Source organism: Chitinophaga pinensis DSM 2588 (assembly GCF_000024005.1).
GTDB lineage: Bacteria > Bacteroidota > Bacteroidia > Chitinophagales > Chitinophagaceae > Chitinophaga > Chitinophaga pinensis.
The window spans coordinates 7,675,676-7,693,520 of sequence record NC_013132.1; the positions used below are offsets into that span (position 1 = coordinate 7,675,676).

Annotated in this window: 15 protein-coding genes; 6 read left to right on the forward strand and 9 right to left on the reverse strand. The window is 44.9% G+C overall.

The genetic code is table 11. The annotated features are described in order from the left end of the window. Nucleotides 1-39: 39 nt before the first annotated feature. Nucleotides 40-798, reverse strand: coding sequence for an MBL fold metallo-hydrolase (locus CPIN_RS30050; RefSeq protein ID WP_012793653.1), 759 nt, complete (start codon nt 796-798; stop codon nt 40-42). Between the two features lie 178 nt (nt 799-976). Here CPIN_RS30050 and CPIN_RS30055 point away from each other — a divergent pair, with 178 nt between their 5' ends. Continuing rightward, a complete protein-coding gene (locus tag CPIN_RS30055; protein ID WP_044220033.1) occupies nt 977-1,159 on the forward strand; it encodes a T9SS type A sorting domain-containing protein in 183 nt (60 codons plus the stop codon). Between the two features lie 46 nt (nt 1,160-1,205). On the opposite strand, the gene CPIN_RS30060 is transcribed toward CPIN_RS30055, so the two are convergent. Next, nucleotides 1,206-1,505, reverse strand: a complete 300-nt coding sequence (locus CPIN_RS30060; protein ID WP_044220037.1) for a hypothetical protein — start codon at nt 1,503-1,505, stop codon at nt 1,206-1,208. A gap of 84 nt (nt 1,506-1,589) precedes the next feature. On the opposite strand from CPIN_RS30060, the gene CPIN_RS30065 reads away from it, so the two are divergent. Further along, nucleotides 1,590-1,844, forward strand: coding sequence for a DUF4342 domain-containing protein (locus tag CPIN_RS30065; protein WP_044220040.1), 255 nt, complete (start codon nt 1,590-1,592; stop codon nt 1,842-1,844). Here the strand turns inward: CPIN_RS30065 and CPIN_RS30070 are convergent, their stop codons facing one another. Both CPIN_RS30070 and CPIN_RS30075 read right to left on the reverse strand, forming a co-directional pair. Further along, the gene (locus CPIN_RS30070; protein WP_012793654.1) at nt 1,845-2,393 is read right to left on the reverse strand and encodes a hypothetical protein; all 549 of its coding nucleotides are present in this window, start codon (nt 2,391-2,393) and stop codon (nt 1,845-1,847) included. 127 nt (nt 2,394-2,520) lie between these two features. Further along, nucleotides 2,521-3,639, reverse strand: a complete 1,119-nt coding sequence (locus CPIN_RS30075; protein WP_012793655.1) for a Gfo/Idh/MocA family protein — start codon at nt 3,637-3,639, stop codon at nt 2,521-2,523. A 264-nt stretch (nt 3,640-3,903) separates the two neighbouring features. Between CPIN_RS30075 and CPIN_RS30080 the strand changes: the two genes are divergently transcribed. After that, nucleotides 3,904-6,312: an ABC transporter permease gene (locus CPIN_RS30080; RefSeq protein ID WP_012793656.1), complete on the forward strand. Its 2,409-nt coding sequence runs from the start codon at nt 3,904-3,906 to the stop codon at nt 6,310-6,312. 63 nt (nt 6,313-6,375) lie between these two features. Here CPIN_RS30080 and CPIN_RS30085 read toward each other — a convergent pair whose 3' ends face one another. The 3 genes from CPIN_RS30085 to CPIN_RS30100 all read right to left on the reverse strand — a co-directional run bounded on the left by CPIN_RS30085 (nt 6,376) and on the right by CPIN_RS30100 (nt 10,773). Continuing rightward, nucleotides 6,376-7,980: a glycoside hydrolase family 99 protein gene (locus tag CPIN_RS30085; protein WP_012793657.1), complete on the reverse strand. Its 1,605-nt coding sequence runs from the start codon at nt 7,978-7,980 to the stop codon at nt 6,376-6,378. A 323-nt stretch (nt 7,981-8,303) separates the two neighbouring features. Next, complete coding sequence (locus CPIN_RS30095) at nt 8,304-9,221, reverse strand: Nif3-like dinuclear metal center hexameric protein (protein ID WP_012793658.1); 918 nt, start codon at nt 9,219-9,221, stop codon at nt 8,304-8,306. Between the two features lie 202 nt (nt 9,222-9,423). After that, the gene (locus CPIN_RS30100; protein WP_012793659.1) at nt 9,424-10,773 is read right to left on the reverse strand and encodes a vanadium-dependent haloperoxidase; all 1,350 of its coding nucleotides are present in this window, start codon (nt 10,771-10,773) and stop codon (nt 9,424-9,426) included. Between the two features lie 231 nt (nt 10,774-11,004). Here CPIN_RS30100 and CPIN_RS30105 point away from each other — a divergent pair, with 231 nt between their 5' ends. The 3 genes from CPIN_RS30105 (at nt 11,005) to CPIN_RS30115 (ending at nt 14,686) form a co-directional block, all read left to right on the forward strand. Continuing rightward, a complete protein-coding gene (locus CPIN_RS30105) occupies nt 11,005-11,787 on the forward strand; it encodes a M15 family metallopeptidase (protein WP_012793660.1) in 783 nt (260 codons plus the stop codon). Between the two features lie 431 nt (nt 11,788-12,218). Further along, entirely contained in the window at nt 12,219-13,004 is a 786-nt protein-coding gene (locus CPIN_RS37180; RefSeq protein ID WP_187294709.1) for a class I SAM-dependent methyltransferase, read from the forward strand. 74 nt (nt 13,005-13,078) lie between these two features. Next, entirely contained in the window at nt 13,079-14,686 is a 1,608-nt protein-coding gene (locus CPIN_RS30115; RefSeq protein WP_012793662.1) for a T9SS type B sorting domain-containing protein, read from the forward strand. Nucleotides 14,687-14,945: 259 nt separating this feature from the next. Here the strand turns inward: CPIN_RS30115 and CPIN_RS30120 are convergent, their stop codons facing one another. Continuing rightward, nucleotides 14,946-16,286: a c-type cytochrome gene (locus CPIN_RS30120; RefSeq protein ID WP_012793664.1), complete on the reverse strand. Its 1,341-nt coding sequence runs from the start codon at nt 16,284-16,286 to the stop codon at nt 14,946-14,948. A gap of 37 nt (nt 16,287-16,323) precedes the next feature. After that, complete coding sequence (locus tag CPIN_RS30125) at nt 16,324-17,823, reverse strand: c-type cytochrome (protein ID WP_012793665.1); 1,500 nt, start codon at nt 17,821-17,823, stop codon at nt 16,324-16,326. Nucleotides 17,824-17,845: the final 22 nt, after the last annotated feature.

The window sequence follows — 17,845 nt, forward strand, 5'->3', positions numbered from 1 at the left end:
ACACTACACCACTGCACCAAATCCATCATGCCTGATTATTTACTGTTTCGGGTACCAGTCACGCAGACGTACTTCTATTGCCTTAGATCCCGCATTCACCTTCTCTTTAAATGCATTAACATCACTCAGTCCTTTCTGACCACGGTAATGATACGGATATACAATCTTGGGTTTAAACGCCAGCACAGCATCTGCAGCTTCCGGTACATCCATCGTGTAAGGCAGGTTCATACACACAAACGCTACACTGATGTTTCTTAATGAACGCATTTCCGGTATGCCCTGGGTATCACCGGAAAGATAGATACGCGTACCTCCTGCAGTCAGTATATAACCATTTCCTCTTCCCTTCGGATGTTTGGAATCAGGTGTTTCAGGAAGATTATACATCGGGATCGCATTGATCGTAATACCATTCTGTGTTGTAACGCCGAAGTTCTTTAACACAATCACTGAAGGTTTATAAGAAGCAGGCAGTTTATCAGCTACCGCCTGCGGCACAATCAGCTTTGTTTTAGCTGCCTTCAATGTCGCAATAGCCGATGAATCAAAGTGATCGCCATGTATATCCGTGATCAGGATGAAGTCAGGCGCCGCCAGTCCCTTAAACAGTTCTTTTTTACCCGCCGGATCAGCATAGATAACGTTGCCGGCTACCGTAAATACAACGCTCGCATGTTCAACAGGTTGAATCACCAATGGTCCTTTCCCTGTCCTGATCGTATCTGGTGTACTGAGTTGCGCGTTTGCATTTCCTATAAATGCAGCAAGGCAGAAAGCCAATATTCTGAATTTCATAATGATGGTGTTGAGTGTTGGAAGAAACAATGATACGATATTAAGGAAAGTATCCAAAACCGCACTTCATATTATGCGAATTCTTATATTTATAAATATTGAAAAGCCCGGTAGCATAACTCAAAATATCCTTTTAGAGAACGATTCTCACCCTTAAAATAGAGGTCATGGCTATGGCATGGTGACAGCTATGCTGATCTATGACATGAATGGAAAACAGGTGGCCACTATATTCAGGGAACATCTCGCTGCCGGCAGCTACAACAGATCGTTCTCTGCCGCGCACCTGCCAGGTGGAGTCTATATTATGAAACTAATACACAACAATGAGCATGTGACGAAGAAAGTGATCATGAAATAATCTTACAAAAGCAAACGCCCGGCAATAATTACCGGGCGTTTCACTATTATCGGATAAATACTTTCCAAAGTATAAAACCAGCCATCATCATGATCGTTTGCACGATCCATATAATCCTGCCTCTGTCCTCATGCTGATACAGAAACACCCTGGAGCCAATATCTCCAAACAATGCCAACAACAGCGCTGGCAGGAAAAGGATTCTCATCCAGATAGCCTCTATTGCTCCGCCAGGCCTCAACAACGGCAGTACAATGATAGTAGTCAGCAATATTGTAATAAATAAACAGGGAGTAAGAATAAAAAACCAGTCTCTCTTCCGCTTCGGAGGAATCTCTTGTTCCATAGGTAAGGATATTTGCAGCAATATACACATTGTCCTGATAAAGTTCTCCCCAAAAAACAGTACCTTACTGTAAACAGCCCCCCCATGACAACCAAAGAATCTTTCTCACTCAACGGAGAACAACTGCTCAAAAAAGTAAAGGAACTCATTGCGGAAGGCAATGTCAGAAAAATCACCATCACTGATAAAGCAGGCAAAGAATTAATGACATTCCCGCTCACCATCGGCGTAGTAGGTCTGCTCGTAGCGCCTGTACTGGCAGCAGTAGGCGCACTGGCAGCGCTCGTCGGAGAATGTACCATCACAGTAGAAAGAGAAGAAACTCCCAAAGAGGAATAATCATTCACTATCCGGCAGCTGCTTACGGATGATCTGCTGTTGCTGCTTACGTTCTTTTCTATTTTGCATGGACTTCATTTTCCCTGTCCATCGGGGTTTATCTGAATCAAAATACATCTCCGCTTCAGTTATTTTACTTCCCTGCCTGATCATCAGTCCATTCAGATGACAGGTATCATAGCCGCAACCATGTTTTGAATAGACGCCAAAGTTTCTATGCTTCAGTCGCTTACGCGCCAGTATTTTTTGCTGATCTCTTCTGAGATCATCCCATAATTGCCTTCTCTCCGGCTTGCGCACATCCATGCCCAGTGTTGATACGTCCAGGTAAGTGTCTGGATCTTTTACCTGTAAGAAATCATAAAATTTATGGAAATACTGATTCGCATAATCTCTTACAGCAATCTTTTCTTCAATAGAAAGCCGTTCATTCTCGGTAAGCGAGCGGTACAAACCCAGTGTATTGAAGTCTGTATACTTTTTGTGATGATCAATGTAGTAGAAATACTCTTTTAGCGTAAGCTGCTTAAATTGCTTATCAATTTTCATATCGATATCAAAGATTATCTCAAAGTAAAAATAAGTATAGGCAAGAGAATGATCTCTCCTATCCAAAGATATAACACTTTTCTTTTCTCCTTTCTCGTCATCATTCTCATGCCTACAGCAAAACCGGCTATTTCAGGTCTACTTTCTTTCCGGTTTTCACCGCCAGATAGATCGCATCTATGATCTTCAGATCACGCACCCCTTCCTCCCCGCTCACATCCACTACCGGCTGCTTACCATGCAGAATAATATCCGACATCTCTTCCATCTGCACTGTCTGATGCACGACCACAGGTTGATCCAGCTCCCCTTTATGCGTACGCCCTTTAATAGGACCATACCCCGTAGAAGGCAGCATTTCCGCAAACCCCTTATCTCCGTTCAGGAAGAACCTGTCCAGGTTGTTCATACTGTAGGTGGACAAACAGGACGCCACTGCCCCACTGGGAAAACCCAGCTGGAACTGAATGGTTTCGTCCACTCCCTCTTTGAATTTCTGCGGATCGGTTTTCGTCTCCTGTGCCGTCACCCACACCGGTTCCTCTCCAATCATATAACGGGCTCCATTCAACGCATAGATACCAATATCCATCATCGAACCACCACCTGCTAATTTTTTGTTCAGACGCCACTGATTAGGATCACCCGACTTGAAACCACACAATCCCTGAAAGAAGAGTATCTTCCCGAACTCCCCTGCTTTCCGCATCCGGATCACTTCCAGTGTATGCGGTTCAAAGTGCATACGATACCCTACCAGCAATTTCACATTATTCTTCTTACAGGCATCCACCATTTCCTGCCCTTCTTTGGCGTTCAGGGCCATTGGCTTTTCACAGATCGCATGTTTGCCCGCATTCGCCACCCTGATCACCTGGTCGTGGTGCAGCGCATTGGGTGTGATCACATACACCGCATCGATATCCGGATTATCCTTGATCTTGTCGAAGTTCTCGTAGTTATAACAGTTCTTCTCAGGGATACCATACTTCTCCTGCCAGGTTTTGATCTTGGAAGGCGTTCCACTGATAACACCTACCAGTTTAGCCTTTTTACAGGATTGCATGGCCTCTGCCACACGGGTGCCATAACCACCCAGTCCCATAATAGCCACCCGCAATACAGGGCCGTCATATGGCTTTTCTGTCAGATCTGGTATGCCTGCCATTCCCAGGCGGGGTATAACGGTCAATGCAATAGCGGAAGCAGTAATTTTGTGCAAAAAGTGTCTTCTTGTGTTTTTCATAACAAGGGCTGGGTTTTAAAAAAGATGAGTACAAGTAAGATATTCATAAATTCAGGCTTCAGCAACCCGTTCATGTAAAACTCAATGCACAATTTTCATACCCGGACATGCCGCTGAAATCGGACACGCCCTATATCAAAAGCGGACAGTTCTATGAGCAAATACGCACTAAATAACTCATTATCAACACCCTTACAAATTGGCATTCCTTTGGGTTCCTGTGAAACGTATATTTAAAGGATCATTTCCCCTAAATGAAAACACATGTTTAAGTATTATTATAAGATAGCCACACGCAATCTCTGGAGGAATAAGGGCTTTTCCGCCATTACCATTATGGGACTGGCTATCGGACTAGCCACCTGCCTGTTGATCGCGCTTTTTGTAATAGATGAAATGCGCTATGATGCTTATAATAAGGATGCCAACCGTATTTATCGTATCAATGCCGACTTCCTGGTGAATGGCAGCGCATTCCGGGAAAGATATGCACCTTCCCAGTTTGGCCCTGTACTAAAACAGGATTATCCGCAGATTGAGGAGTATGTACGCCTCGCTCAACAAAGCAACATACTGGTGAAAAAAGGGCAACAGACCCTGCTGGAAAACAATGTCTGTTATGCCGACTCCAGCATCTTTGACATGTTCGACCTGAAAATGATTGCCGGCGATCCACTAACGGCCCTGCGCAATCCTAACTCCATGGTCATCTCCGAAAGCATGGCAAAGAAATACTTCAATTCCATTGATGTCGTAGGGAAAATCCTGGAAACAGATAATATCTACACCTATACCGTCACAGGCGTCATCAAAGACGTACCGGCACAGGCGCACCTGCACTTTGACTTCCTCAGGGCAATGTCCGGTCGGGAAGACAGCAGAAAGACAGAATGGATGTCCGATAACTTCACGACCTATGTACGGCTGCGTCCGGGTATCACAGAAACACAACTGAATGGCTACCTGCGTCAGGCTACCAAAAAGTATATGGAACAGGATCTCCGCCGCCTTACCGGCAGCGGTATGGAGGACCTGGAAAAGAAAGGCGGACATTTTGGATACAAAGCAATTGCCCTGAGAAAAATACATCTCTACTCTGACCTTTCCAGCGAACAGGAAACCTCCGGCAACATACAGTACGTATACATCTTTATCATTACCGCCATCATCATCCTGCTGATCGCCTGTATTAACTTCATGAACCTTTCTACAGCCCGTTCTGCAGGAAGAGCCAAAGAAGTCGGATTACGGAAAGTAATGGGCTCCGAACGCGGTACCCTCATTATACAGTTCCTCGCCGAATCTGTAATCACCAGTTTCTGTGCCATGCTGATCGCCATCGTCATCGCCGCACTACTGGTACCCTACCTGAATGACCTCTCCGGCAAATCGCTGGCCATTACACCACTTGCACTCACCTGGATACTACCGCTCTTACTGGTCATCGTCGTTGTAGTCGGTTTGCTCGCAGGTAGTTATCCGGCTTTCTTCCTGTCGTCCTTTGAACCGGTGAAAGTATTGAAAGGTAAACTGGCCTCCGGCTTTAAAAACAGCTGGCTACGCAATAGCCTGGTTATATTCCAGTTTGCCGCAGCCATCCTGCTCCTGGTAGGTACCCTGGTCATCTACAATCAACTGAGCTATATCCGTAATAAACAACTGGGTTATGACCGTCAGCAGGTATTAGTCCTGGACAATACACAGGCTTTGTGGATCCATGCAAAAGGGTTTAAAGAAGAGGTACAGAAACTGCCGGGAATAACTGCAGGTACCATGACCCGCAGTCTGCCGACCGAAACAAGTCACGATACCAATATCTTTTCAAAAGATGCCGCCAGAAGCGAAGGCCAGGTATTAGGTATCAACGAATGGTACATCGATACAGACTACTTCCCTACACTTGGTATGCACATGGCCAGTGGCAGGAATTTTTCTCCGGATATGCCGACTGATTCCAATACGCTTATCCTCAATGAAACAGCAGCCAGACTCTTAGGCTTTAATGATATCACAGACAAATATCTCTACAGGGGTAACCAGAAAATGCAGGTGATTGGTGTGGTCAAAGATTTCAATGCCGGTTCTTTACGCGATAAGATCCCGCCAGCTGTCTTTACACTGGGAGAATACACGTCCAGGATGGCATTCCGCATCAATACCAATAACATCCAGGCAACGATTAAAAAAATTGAAGAACTCTATCACGCAAGGCCATCCATGCAGGGTCAGCCCTTCCATTATTCCTTCATGGATGATGATTTTAATCGCCTGTACCAGTCGGAAGACCGCACCGGTAAGATCTTTATTTCCTTTGCGATTCTCGCCATTCTTATTGCGTCCCTGGGTGTATTCGGATTGATCACCTATGCGGCAGAACAACGTAAAAAAGAGATTGGTATCCGCAAGGTATTGGGGGCTTCTGTTTCCAGTATTGTAGCAATGCTTTCTGCGGATTTTGTCAAACTCATTGCATTTGCAGCTGTCATCGCAGTGCCACTCTCCTGGTTACTGATGAATAAGTGGTTGCAGAGCTTCGCCTACCGGATCAATATCAACTGGGTAGTCTTTGTATTATCCATTTTACTGATGGTCATCGTCACACTGGCGACTGTCAGTATCAAAGCCATCAGGGCAGCCACGATCAATCCTGTGAAGAGTTTACGTTCGGAATAAACGAAATAATATAAAGGGCCGTCCACATTACAGCGGAACGGCCCTTCCTCCATATATGCAGTCTTAATTCTGCAAAGTCCACTGACCACTCTCAAAATTAGCCGGAACATTAGTGCATTGCGCCAGACCGCTTTGATTCTCCAGGTTCAGGTAAGTATTCTGCCACTCATTTCTCAAACGGGTATAACCATTGTAACTTTCCAGGGCCCAGTAACTGCTGTAAAAGGTATCAGGCACATTAGAACTTTCCACATAGTTATACAGGTGCTCGATGTTCAGGTAATTGCCGGTAGCCGCATTCTTAAAGCGGATATGCCCGTTTACCGTTTCCTGTATCCAGCGATACTGATTACCCGTATTGCTGGTATTATATCTTACCTGTCCGTTCTGTTCATACAGGTAAGTGTTCAGCCACCTGTTTTTGATCAGTACTCCCGTAGCAGGCGGATTACCCGGATTGTTGCCACCACTGATACTGTTCAATAGGTTCTCGGCATTTCCCACCTGCAAATTCGCCAGGTAAGAGAATACCTGGTTCAGCTGCTGCTGTATACTGCCATTACCCGAATATTGCTTTCTGTATTGATAGAGACGGTAGATCACCTCCAGTTCATGCTGACCATAAGGTACCCCCAGTTTCTGCTGCATAACGGTCAGGAAAGAATAACCAAACTCCTCTGTAGGTTCGATAATAGTACCTTCCCCATAGTCATTCCAGGTAGCAAACTGTATGATCTTCACACTGGAAGCCAACGCCTTATCCAGCATGGTAGAGAAGGTAGAAGTGCCATTGTGTGCAATCTGCCAGGTAGGGCCATCAGCACCGCCTGCCTGATAAAAAGATTTAAACCCAGGATATACCACACCGATAGACAGCGGGAAGCTGGCTGCCTGTGTGTAGTAACGGTCTACTACACCCGGATGCTCCTGGTAGATCCAGGGGAATTCTCCACCGGCATTGTTCGCCCCTACTTCATTGGTAAAGCCAAACAACGGAATGATCTTAGGACGCGGATTAATCCCATTCAGCATGGTATTCCACTCTGAAGGCTGATGAAAGGTGATAGGTCCGAAGTTCAGTACAACAGGCTCATTACTGCTGTTACGCAGGTAATTACCCTGATTGAAATAGTTATTCTGCATGTATACGAAATCGCCATTGGCATTCGCAGCCATACCCGGATCCCAGTTTCTGTCTTCGTGTACGATGGAGAATTGTAAACCGACAGCATTCAGTTTACTGATCAGCGCATTGGAATTAGCCAGATTATCCGGGTAATCATACCGCTGTCTGGTACCCGGCCAGTCAATGAATACACCATCTGCACCGGCATACTTCATCAGCAGGAGCTGATATTCGATGATGTCCGGATCAGCGGAAGCATAAGGCCCCGTCTTAGGATAAAAATAAGCGGCAATCTGTCTTTTACCATTGACGATAATGTCAGGATTCTGGTTGTTCATTTTCCAGTGATAACCCCAGGCGCCTCTGGATGCAGGTGTTTCAAACCAGGGCATCCAATGAATAAAGATCTTCTTGCTGGTCGTTTTGGTGACTGGTACAACGGCTTTCAGATCAGCTTTCAGACGTGGAGTGACAGGTTCGAGTGACGATTTGTTACACGCGAACAACAGAAGGGCACACAAGGCCCATAATAGCGTTCTCATTTGAGGGAAATTTGATGAATAAATAAATGGTTCTTTTGAGAATTGGAATGATATGGCTTTTCCGCGGTGAAAATACTTATCAGGTGTCAACCACGGTGAGAGTATATGAAAAATATAGAAGAAAAAAGAAGGACGGAAGTCTGAAAATATTAATAATCAAAACATTAAAAGCAAAACCCTCTTCACAAAATATAGGCTCAATCAATTAGGAATCAGGAATTACGAATGGGGAATTAAGCCGTTTGATTGTGCTTATTCCTAATTTGTAATTCCTGATTCCTGATTGCAATAAACTAATGTCTTTTACGTTTCAGGAAAGCCGCTTACAAAAACCTCAACGAACTGCCACTTGGGATATGTGTTGCTTTGACGGCAGGAAATTTTGCCGCTAACCATTTCGCCATAAACTCCGATCCTGGTTCTTCGCTGACGACATGTCCCAACACCACCAATGATAATTTTTTACCTGCTGCCCGTGCATCGCGTACGTACTCTGCCGTTTCCCATTCTGCTATTTCACCACAGACAAGTACGTCAGGTTGTGTATCGATCATGTTCTGTATCTGTCTTCTGCCACCGGCTGCTCCCGGCATCAGTAACACCCGTTTGCAGGACTGTGCAGGATCACCGATATACCTGACTGCTTCTATATTCAGTTTCTTTTTCAGATCAGCGATCAGCGCTTTCAATGTCATCGCAGGTGCGAGATGATAGATCAGGTGATTGCCCTCTTCGAATTGCTCCCAGCCCAACTGTTCACTCAATCCTTTTCGCACACCATCCGGCCGGATGCTATGTACATAATCGTGATTACGCCATACTACAATATTGTGTTGTTGAAGGAGCTCAGCCTTATAACGGTATACATCATCTTTTTGCAGCCAGTCTGTTTCATCCGCATGATTGTAGAAGGCAGGTTCATGGGCAATGATAAAGTTGGCCTTTAATGCAATGGCTTTTTTAATCACTTCCACTGTAGGAAACATGGTTGTAACAATACCGGTTACTACGACATCCCGGTTGCCCGATTTTAATGTATCTACGGTATTGGAAAATGGTCCGCCGGGTACTTCTTTGATAAAGGCATCCATGATCTGTCCGACAGTGATCTTTTCCTGTACCGGTATAAATCCTGCTACCATGGCAGTCAGCGGAGATGCCAATACGATAGCCGAGCCTGCGGCTGTTATTTGTGTAAGGAATGTACGTCTGTTGATGGAGGTGTTGTTTTCACGTGGCATATTAGCAAATTTAACGGTAGGAAAATTAAGGATTAAAAATTAGGAATTAAGAATTAGGAATTCCTTATTCCCGGCTAACTTGCTCCGTTAAGTCCCCCAAACAAAAAGCGCCTGTATCATCTCATGATACAGACGCCTTTTATTCCTCCGAAAGAAAATTGCCAGATAATTCCTAATTCTTAATTCCTAATTCCTAATTACATCAGTATCTCAACGACAACACCCTCAATCCCACCTCTCTTCCGGTCTGCGCACCTACTTCGCTGTCAAACTGGTAATGTATCCCGCCATAGATTCTCGATATGGAAGCTTCATCGATCATCTGCTGGAAATTACCAAAAGAACGCGGTGCAAATCCTTCCGCTACTTTCTGGTTGTCAGTGAATGTATACGCGTTACCGAAATATTCTGCCAGTACTGTACCGGCTGCACCTGTAAAGGAAGCATGGCCGGAAGTATAGGAAGGGAATGGTGGTGTCGCGATCAATGAACCCCAGCCGGCATTGATATGACGCTGGATGTAAGTAACAGGACGCAGCAGGTTGTATTTGTACTTGTATTTCCAGCAAACGATACCTGCATCGTTTACGCTGATACCCGCCTGTGCGAAGAGTGTAGCGCTTTGGGTGAGGTTCAGTCCTTCGTCTGTCACCAATTGCGCAGTAATGGCTAGTAAATGTCCCGGAGGTGTAAAGGTACCACCACCGTCTGCCCAGTAAAGTGCAGTGGTATTTTCTTCAGGCGTCAGTGTATTCACTTTGTTATACACATAGTAAGCCGCCTTGTAGAAAGCAGATGCGGTATCTGTAGAAAACACCGGATGCTGAACAGGCGCTGTTTCAGGATAACGGGGTTTAACCAGCAGCCGGTTATTACCCCAGTAAGGCAACAATGCACGCTGAAAAGCAGGCGGTGTAGGCACCCAGAATGCCGGTCCGACAGGAGGTATATAATCAGTCGGGAACCCATTCAGGTAACCGTCTTTACCACCGTCAGTGGCTGACCATGCGTAGATGGCCGCAGAGATCTGTTTACCAAAGTTCACCGAACGGTTAACTTCATCCTGGTCACACCCTCCGGAGAGGTTCACCAGGTTCAGGCTATCCTGCGCTTTGATAATAGCCGCATTGGCAGCATTTACGTTAGGGTACAAACGGGTAATAATGTCAGCCATGGCGCTGTTGGCTGCTATTTCCCAATTGTATCGCTTCCCTCTTTCAGGGCGGGGTATGTTGTACAAACCGTTGAGTTGTCCGCTGAGCGAATGACCATTGCGATCACTCCATACAACGGCTTCATGCAGGGCAATACCGGTATAAGCCAGTGCTCTCGCAGCAACTGGAGGTGTGAAACCAGGAGTCTCCTTAATAAGTTTAAATTCCAGCTGATACCAGGAAACGGGAATGGAGGCACCAGCGGGTGTTCTTGCCGACTGGTCGGCGACAGCAATCGTGTTTTCAGGGGAAGGTGCCTGTTCTTCTTTGTTACATGCAGCAACAATGAGGGAAATAAAGAGGAAAATGCACCACGAACGTACAGCATAAATGGTCATATTTTGGGAGTTTAAGAGGCTGTAATTTACAGCCTATGAGGGAAATGAGGCGGCAGTCAGATAGAGATAAAGCGAACAAAATCACTGTTTTTTTGTAGCATTCCATTGAAAAAAAACGTACCTTAGCAGCATTGTTTTTGACGTTATAGAAGTATACCCCAACAAAAGAATGTTTAGGAATCCCCATAAACCACAACCCCTTTATTTCACCAAATACCCCATTCCAATATTATGGAAGCACTCAAACTTATCAGAATCAATAGTACAGGTCCACTGGTAGAAAGCTGGCAGTTTTTTCTCATCGGACAACATCTTTACTTCGGCGAAGCCGATGGTGTTTTTTCCCGTGAAGTACAGCAGGCGACCATCACCTTTCAGCAAAAGCACAACCTCCAGCCCGATGGCGTAGTAGGCAACAAAACATACGGCGTTGCGATGCAGCTGGGCTTCGATGGCATCCTGGACGAAAGGGACGATAAATCAGGTCCTGATTTCCCCAAATCGCCATCTTTCAAACCATTGGTTTCAAATGATGAAAGAGCCGCTGTATTCGGTCGCTTTTCTTTTGTATCAGATCCGGTACCCGGCAACCCCGAAAACATCCGTATCACTGACAACTGGGCCACTGAAAATATCAAGATGGTATCTATCCCCCAGCTGATCAACATCAAAGGATCAGACAGGGTACAGTTTCACCGGAAGGCAGAAGGACAGCTGATCAGCCTCTGGCAGGACTGGGAAGATGCCGGCTTATTACCGCTGGTATTAACCTGGGCGGGATCATTTGTACCAAGATTCATCAGAGGTAGCAGAAAAACACTCAGTAACCACTCATTCGGTTCAGCTTTCGATATCAATGTGGCCTGGAACCCGCTGGGCGCCGTACCTGCACTCGTCGGACAAAAAGGATCTGTCCGCGAACTCGTACAGATCGCCAACAAGAATGGTTTCTACTGGGGCGGACATTTCACCCGTAAAGACGGTATGCACTTCGAAGTGGCACAGATAAAGTAACAGCATATTCATATGAAAAGAAGGCCTTCCTGACGTCAGGAAGGCCCTCTTTTCATATGAATATACGATTATGGTCAATATAGTCCTTAATGCCCTTAAAATGCCTTAAAACACGTTTTCACTCACAAGCGGATTATACTGTAAACAATCAGCAGTCAGTTACTTTATCTTAGCAATACTCAGCACCGGTTCTTTCCCCATTATACTATACTTATGCTTCGTTGATGCTCCGAAAAAGACGTAGCATCAAGGTAAGATAATTATAGTCTGACTACTATTTTGTCCTCAAATGAGGGTAAATCTTTCCGTAAATGATATGGCCATATTCCTCCGGCTGACGAACTTACACATGGCAGAATAATCTTACCCCAGTTCCCTCCATCCAAAGACCCGAAGTATGGACCGCTCGTTAATCATTAAGCACTATGCATATGGAATACAACAGGCTCGCTGATGTAAAGCGCTTACAGTTTATTATCCACACCCTGAAACAACATCTCCCCGAAGGCGCCACCGTATTGGACGTAGGCTGCGGCAACGGCATCATTGCCAGAGGACTTGGAGAAGAAGGCTTCCAGGTATACGGCATCGATGTGAGTCATAAGGCTGTCGAAAAAGCCCGTTCACTGACCCATATGCCCCATGTTACCTTTGACGTCATCAGTGCAGAAGCGCTTGTCGCTGATGGCAACCGCTATCATGCCGTGATCTGTAGCGAAGTACTGGAACACCTGAATCATCCTGAGAAATTGCTGGATGTATTATTCCAGTCTCTCACCGACGAAGGTGTATTGATCGTAACAGTACCTAACGGTATGGGACCCAGAGAAGTACTGGTCACAAAACCCGTTATTGCCCTCCGGCAAAAAGATAATTGGTTATGGAAATGTTTATTGAAACTCAAGACAATAATGGGATATAAAGGCACGACTGTACAATCAGATGCCGATGACCTCACACATGTGCAGTTTTTCAGCAAACAATCACTGGAAAATCTGGCCAGGAAAACACGGTTTAAAATTGTGCGTTTCGGCAAAACAAATTTTATTGACGATGTTTTTCCTTTTTCTTTTTTTACAAAAAAGATAAGAATTCTTCAAAAATGGGACGGCGCTCTTGCCGAAGTACTTCCATATCAACTCACTGGAAGTTTCGTAACAGTATGGGAGAAAAATCTGCCTGCCGGACAAGCAGTACTGATAGCAGAAAAAAGCTGATCCAGCTGGCATTTTGAGGTGCATTCTCATGGTTTTTATGTAAATTTGTATTACCTATACCCGTAATATAATCTATGAAAACCTTCAGTGTACTATTCAACATACTGAAAACCATCTCCGTATCTTTATTGATCATGCTACCATTTACAGCGGGGTCACAATCGATGCCGATTTATTTGCAGAATCCATCATTCGAAGGACAACCTACAATGAATGGTATACCAGCACCCTGGTACCAACGTTCTGTAAATCTGATAGCATACACACTACCGCTTGGATCGAACAATGAGATACCCCCTTCAGATGGTAAGACATATGCCGCTTTGCTCGCAGCATCAGAGAATAATACATCTGCCGGTCATGCTGTATGGACTTCTATCGGACAACAATTATCACATCCCATCGAAGCAGGTAAAGCCTATCTCATATCTTTTGATATGGCCTTGATGCCCGAAGATGATAAGAGTGATCAGACAGCTGCTACCTCTACTGCTTTAGCAATACTGGGCTCCAGTTCTGAACAGGATATAGGAGAACGCATCTGGTACTCAGGTATTTACTACGACAGAAAATGGGGAAGAATCACAGCTGTACTGAAACCGAAAAAGACATACGCACATCTTCGCTTTGAACCTTACGTAACTGACTATGACGACACTTGTTATGTCGTCACATTCCTCGACAATATCTCCATGATCGAAGAAACACTCAACTTCGATACCTATGCAGAGAATACCTGTTATGGACACAGTCAGGGGAAGGTATCAGTACAGATGCATACCATGGATAAAGACAATTACGTATTTCGCTGGATGCCCGGAGGTTATACAACACCGGAAGTCTCTCAGCTACCGGCAGGCAAATACACGGTGACCGTCACCAATACCACGAAAGGTAATTCCAGGTCGGAAACCGTAGAGGTCAAACAATGGGATATCAACATCAATCCCATCGTAACACCTATCAGTTGTAACGGAGAATCGGATGCCGCTATCAATGCAAATGCAAGTGGTAGTAAAGCGCCTTATAAATATGCCCTGGTCAACCAGTTTCCTGAACAGGATTCCCCTGTATTCAGTAACCTGCGCGCCAATTATTATACACTGCAGGTAACCGATAGTATGGGTTGTAATAAGATGCAGAGCATCAACATCCCTAACCCTCTGGTACTCCAGGTAAAAGACGCCAGTACGAAGTCGCTTTCCTGCAGCAGCGTAAGAGACGGTCAGATCATTATCACCATGAGCGGTGGTACTACGCCTTATCATTACAGCATATCTGATACAGCTACGCAACTGGAAAACCGCTTCCGTCGACTGGACGCTGGTAGTTATCATTACAAAGTTGCCGATGACCATAATTGTACTGTTGAAGGCAATATTACAGTAGAAAGAGGGATGAATGATTGTGCAGTGTATATGCCTTCCGCATTCAGTCCGAATGGCGATGGTAAAAACGATCTGTTCAAAGCACGTGTACAGGACGACGTCACCGACTTCCGCCTGAGCATCTTCGGCAGATGGGGACAACTCGTATACGAGAGCAGTGATCCGGAAGCCGGGTGGAATGGTAAAATGCGCGGCGCTGATCTGCCATCAGGCACCTATATCTGGAGTGTGATCTACACAGATAGTAAGAAGCAACCCATGAAACAACAAGGTACCGTAACCATGTTTAAATAAAATAGCAGGGGCCGATCTAAGATCAGCCCCTGTTCATTTACATCCCTCCTTCAGGAGGTGCTTTAATGCCTCGCTGTTAATAAAGCCCCTTTATAAAAAGATACTCCTTTTCCTCCCTGATACGAACCTTTGTAATCGTTGTATCCTTTCGTAGCAGCAATGTCCTTGAATATATAAATACAAGCTGGCGGGCAATAACTGCCACTAACAAAAGACCTGCTATCACAAATACAGTACTTGTCATAATTGTCATTTTTAATCACTTTACAGCTAATATATACTTCGATAATTCATCCAGGTCATCTGCGGAAAGTCTGTCACCAAAAGCCGGCATCTGCGGATAATCCGGACGTTTCTTCCCGGGGTTCCTGATCCATTCTTTCAGCTTATCTGCCTGCCCCTTATATATCTCCACCATTTCAAGCATAGGAGGGCCGACTAATTTTGTATCCTTCTGATGACACGCACTACAATTCATCTTAAACAAGGCCGCTCCTTTTGCAACAGCTCCCAATGATGTATCGATTGCTAATGCTACATTTTCTTCCTGTGGATGTGCACGCGCTTCTGCTGACAATCGTCTGAACTCTTCTGTTTTTGCCGCCATCAATTGCTGGTGTGGCGCCAGTGCATTCGCCCTGTATATCTGTCTGCCACTGCCCATAAACAAAACAGTCATACTTAAAGCCAGTACCACTTTACCAAAGTGCCGATCTATTTTATCCTCCGGACCATTAATCGCCTTCCATATCCATATCATAGCAGGAATGGCAAGCCCTGCACCCGACAGTATCACCGCTATCAGGTTCCAGCCAAGTCCTTTTGAGGGTAAGGTAAATAAGACGATCGGACCAATGAGAAACTGTGCTCCCGAAGCTGCAAGCGTCAATGAATACGCCTTTTTTTTGATGGCATACCTGGTAAGATGTGTATAATAGGTTTCAAAGGGATAGTTCTTACGACCCGTATACCAGAAGACAAATAAACCGGTCACCCCCAATGAAGCGAAGATAAAATGTAAATAACGGGGAAAGACATTTGGTAACACCAGCGCACTTAAAAAGCCGCCCACAGTCCCCCACTTTTCAGGGAACAACATCAGGTTAATATTCACCAGGAATATCAGGGGTATAAAAAGAAAAATGAGTACTGCAGCCCCGACAATAGCGATATGTAATGCTTTATTATCTGATAATTTATACCAGCTGTATTTATGCAGATAAGTCAGCAGAAAAGCGATCGTGACCAGCGGAATAACCGATATCCACATCAATCCCGTCAGGGCATTTGCTGAATAAAAATATACGCTGTAGAGGGTATTGATGCTTAACAAAGGCGCTACTCCCAATACTACTGCAAGACTCTTATTCACCGTGATCGTCTTCGCCATTTCATAGGCAAACTTATCATAATCCTTATCCTTCAGTCCTTTGATCTCCGCCCATAAAGTCAGCAGAGATCCACCCACCATCAGGTTCACAAAAACAATATGTGCAAGAAAAGAAATGACCAGTATCGTCACGAGCAACCACTGTGGCAATGGCAGATCTAAAGGTATATCTTTCGGTACAGGCGTCGTTGCCGGCAATATATTTAACATACTAAAGTTCAATTTGAAATAATATTATTGTAAGCGATCAGTTAGCGGAGGTAGTGTCTTTTTTTGTAAGCAGTGCTGCTTTCTCCTGTTGCTGTTTTTCTAATAAAATTCTGGCAGCATTAACATCATTCATACTGTTGACCGTAACGCCTTCCGTCTGCGCACCTTCCAACACCTCCCCTGTCTGTTGTACATACTTTATATAGGCGACCAATGCCTGCAATTCATCCCGATTACCCGGAAACGGCGGCATATAAGTACGGGCATTATGCATATTCGGAATGTAACCTGCCATAGAATTTTCATCCAGCGGTTTACCAAATCCATACATCCGCTCAAAAACATACACAATAGAATTCACCCCCTGTGTAGTATGACAGCGGCTACACGATAACATAAATACATTTCTGCCAGCTGCGATCTTATTTTCTGCGGTAACTGTCGGCGTACTGGTATAGGTGGCATATTTAAGGATACCATCTCTTTTATACAGCGGATAATCTTCCTCTTTTAACAGGTTACTGTACATATATCCACCGATGACATAAGGCTTTCTGATAAATTCCCTGACGCGCTCAAAGATGCCCAGGAATCCAAATACGGTCAGACAGCAAAAAAGTGCAAAAGGAAATCTCACCAGGGAGGATTTAATCAAACCAGTAACAGATAATAAGACAACAAGAAATATAGCACCACCGATTACATAGCGGAGCAGGTCATAATATTGTGAGAAGTCCATAGTGCCCACAGCCGTACTCATATTGGCAGTCATAGCTGAGGGCATTACACCATAATAGTAAACAGCACCGGCAAGTGATAATGGCGCCCAGCAAAGTATCCAGGCAGATGCAGAGCGGATGGCACGTTTCCGGATGCTGGTCCCGTTCTCTGTAAATAAAGTGATCAGCATTAATCCGAATACACCGCCCACCACCATGGCAGTCGGCGTACGGAAAAGTAGTTGTGGAATATAAATGGGATTGGTAAATCCGTTCAACAGACTATGATGTGTATTCCAGTTCCCCGGGTCCATCATAAACCCTAAAATAGACACAATAATAACCATTGTGATCCATGAGAATATAGACAGGAACCATCCGAAGCGGATATGTCGTAGTTTTGATGTAAGCGATTTATTGGCATTCTCCCAGCTGAGAAAGTAAATCAATATTAACACCACTTCTGTTACAAACACTATCCACTCTGTAAACCAGGCCCAGTAAAATACACGTATCAGACTACCGATTGAAGCCGGACTTACCAATGCCACGGAAAACCAGATCCCCACACCTGTCATGGCTCCCAGCGTAGTAGTAATGATAAAACCTACCTTCATCATTTTCCAGGCCAGCTTATCCCATGACAGATCAGTAATCTCCATTGCATGACTGTTCTTTACACCCTTTTGCTCCAGCCAGGTTACAAGCGGTATAAATCCTACAGCCAGTCCGTGATTAATAATTACATGTATGATAGCGATCATCGCTATCAGGAAACGATCATTCAACCAGTCCAGGTGAAATAATGGAAAATCCATGCTATATTGACTTTTAGACCAC

Excerpts from the sequence above, each read along its gene's own strand:
- CPIN_RS30060 (WP_044220037.1), bottom strand. The coding sequence starts at position 1,505 with ATGGAACAAGAGATTCCTCCGAAGCGGAAGAGAGACTGGTTTTTTATT.
- CPIN_RS30065 (WP_044220040.1), top strand. The coding sequence starts at position 1,590 with ATGACAACCAAAGAATCTTTCTCACTCAACGGAGAACAACTGCTCAAA.
- CPIN_RS37180 (WP_187294709.1), top strand. The coding sequence starts at position 12,219 with ATGGAATACAACAGGCTCGCTGATGTAAAGCGCTTACAGTTTATTATC.
- CPIN_RS30075 (WP_012793655.1), bottom strand. The coding sequence starts at position 3,639 with ATGAAAAACACAAGAAGACACTTTTTGCACAAAATTACTGCTTCCGCT.
- CPIN_RS30085 (WP_012793657.1), bottom strand. The coding sequence starts at position 7,980 with ATGAGAACGCTATTATGGGCCTTGTGTGCCCTTCTGTTGTTCGCGTGT.
- CPIN_RS30115 (WP_012793662.1), top strand. The coding sequence starts at position 13,079 with ATGAAAACCTTCAGTGTACTATTCAACATACTGAAAACCATCTCCGTA.
- CPIN_RS30125 (WP_012793665.1), bottom strand. The coding sequence starts at position 17,823 with ATGGATTTTCCATTATTTCACCTGGACTGGTTGAATGATCGTTTCCTG.
- CPIN_RS30080 (WP_012793656.1), top strand. The coding sequence starts at position 3,904 with ATGTTTAAGTATTATTATAAGATAGCCACACGCAATCTCTGGAGGAAT.
- CPIN_RS30100 (WP_012793659.1), bottom strand. The coding sequence starts at position 10,773 with ATGACCATTTATGCTGTACGTTCGTGGTGCATTTTCCTCTTTATTTCC.
- CPIN_RS30070 (WP_012793654.1), bottom strand. The coding sequence starts at position 2,393 with ATGAAAATTGATAAGCAATTTAAGCAGCTTACGCTAAAAGAGTATTTC.
- CPIN_RS30050 (WP_012793653.1), bottom strand. The coding sequence starts at position 798 with ATGAAATTCAGAATATTGGCTTTCTGCCTTGCTGCATTTATAGGAAAT.
- CPIN_RS30055 (WP_044220033.1), top strand. The coding sequence starts at position 977 with ATGGTGACAGCTATGCTGATCTATGACATGAATGGAAAACAGGTGGCC.
- CPIN_RS30105 (WP_012793660.1), top strand. The coding sequence starts at position 11,005 with ATGGAAGCACTCAAACTTATCAGAATCAATAGTACAGGTCCACTGGTA.
- CPIN_RS30095 (WP_012793658.1), bottom strand. The coding sequence starts at position 9,221 with ATGCCACGTGAAAACAACACCTCCATCAACAGACGTACATTCCTTACA.
- CPIN_RS30120 (WP_012793664.1), bottom strand. The coding sequence starts at position 16,286 with ATGTTAAATATATTGCCGGCAACGACGCCTGTACCGAAAGATATACCT.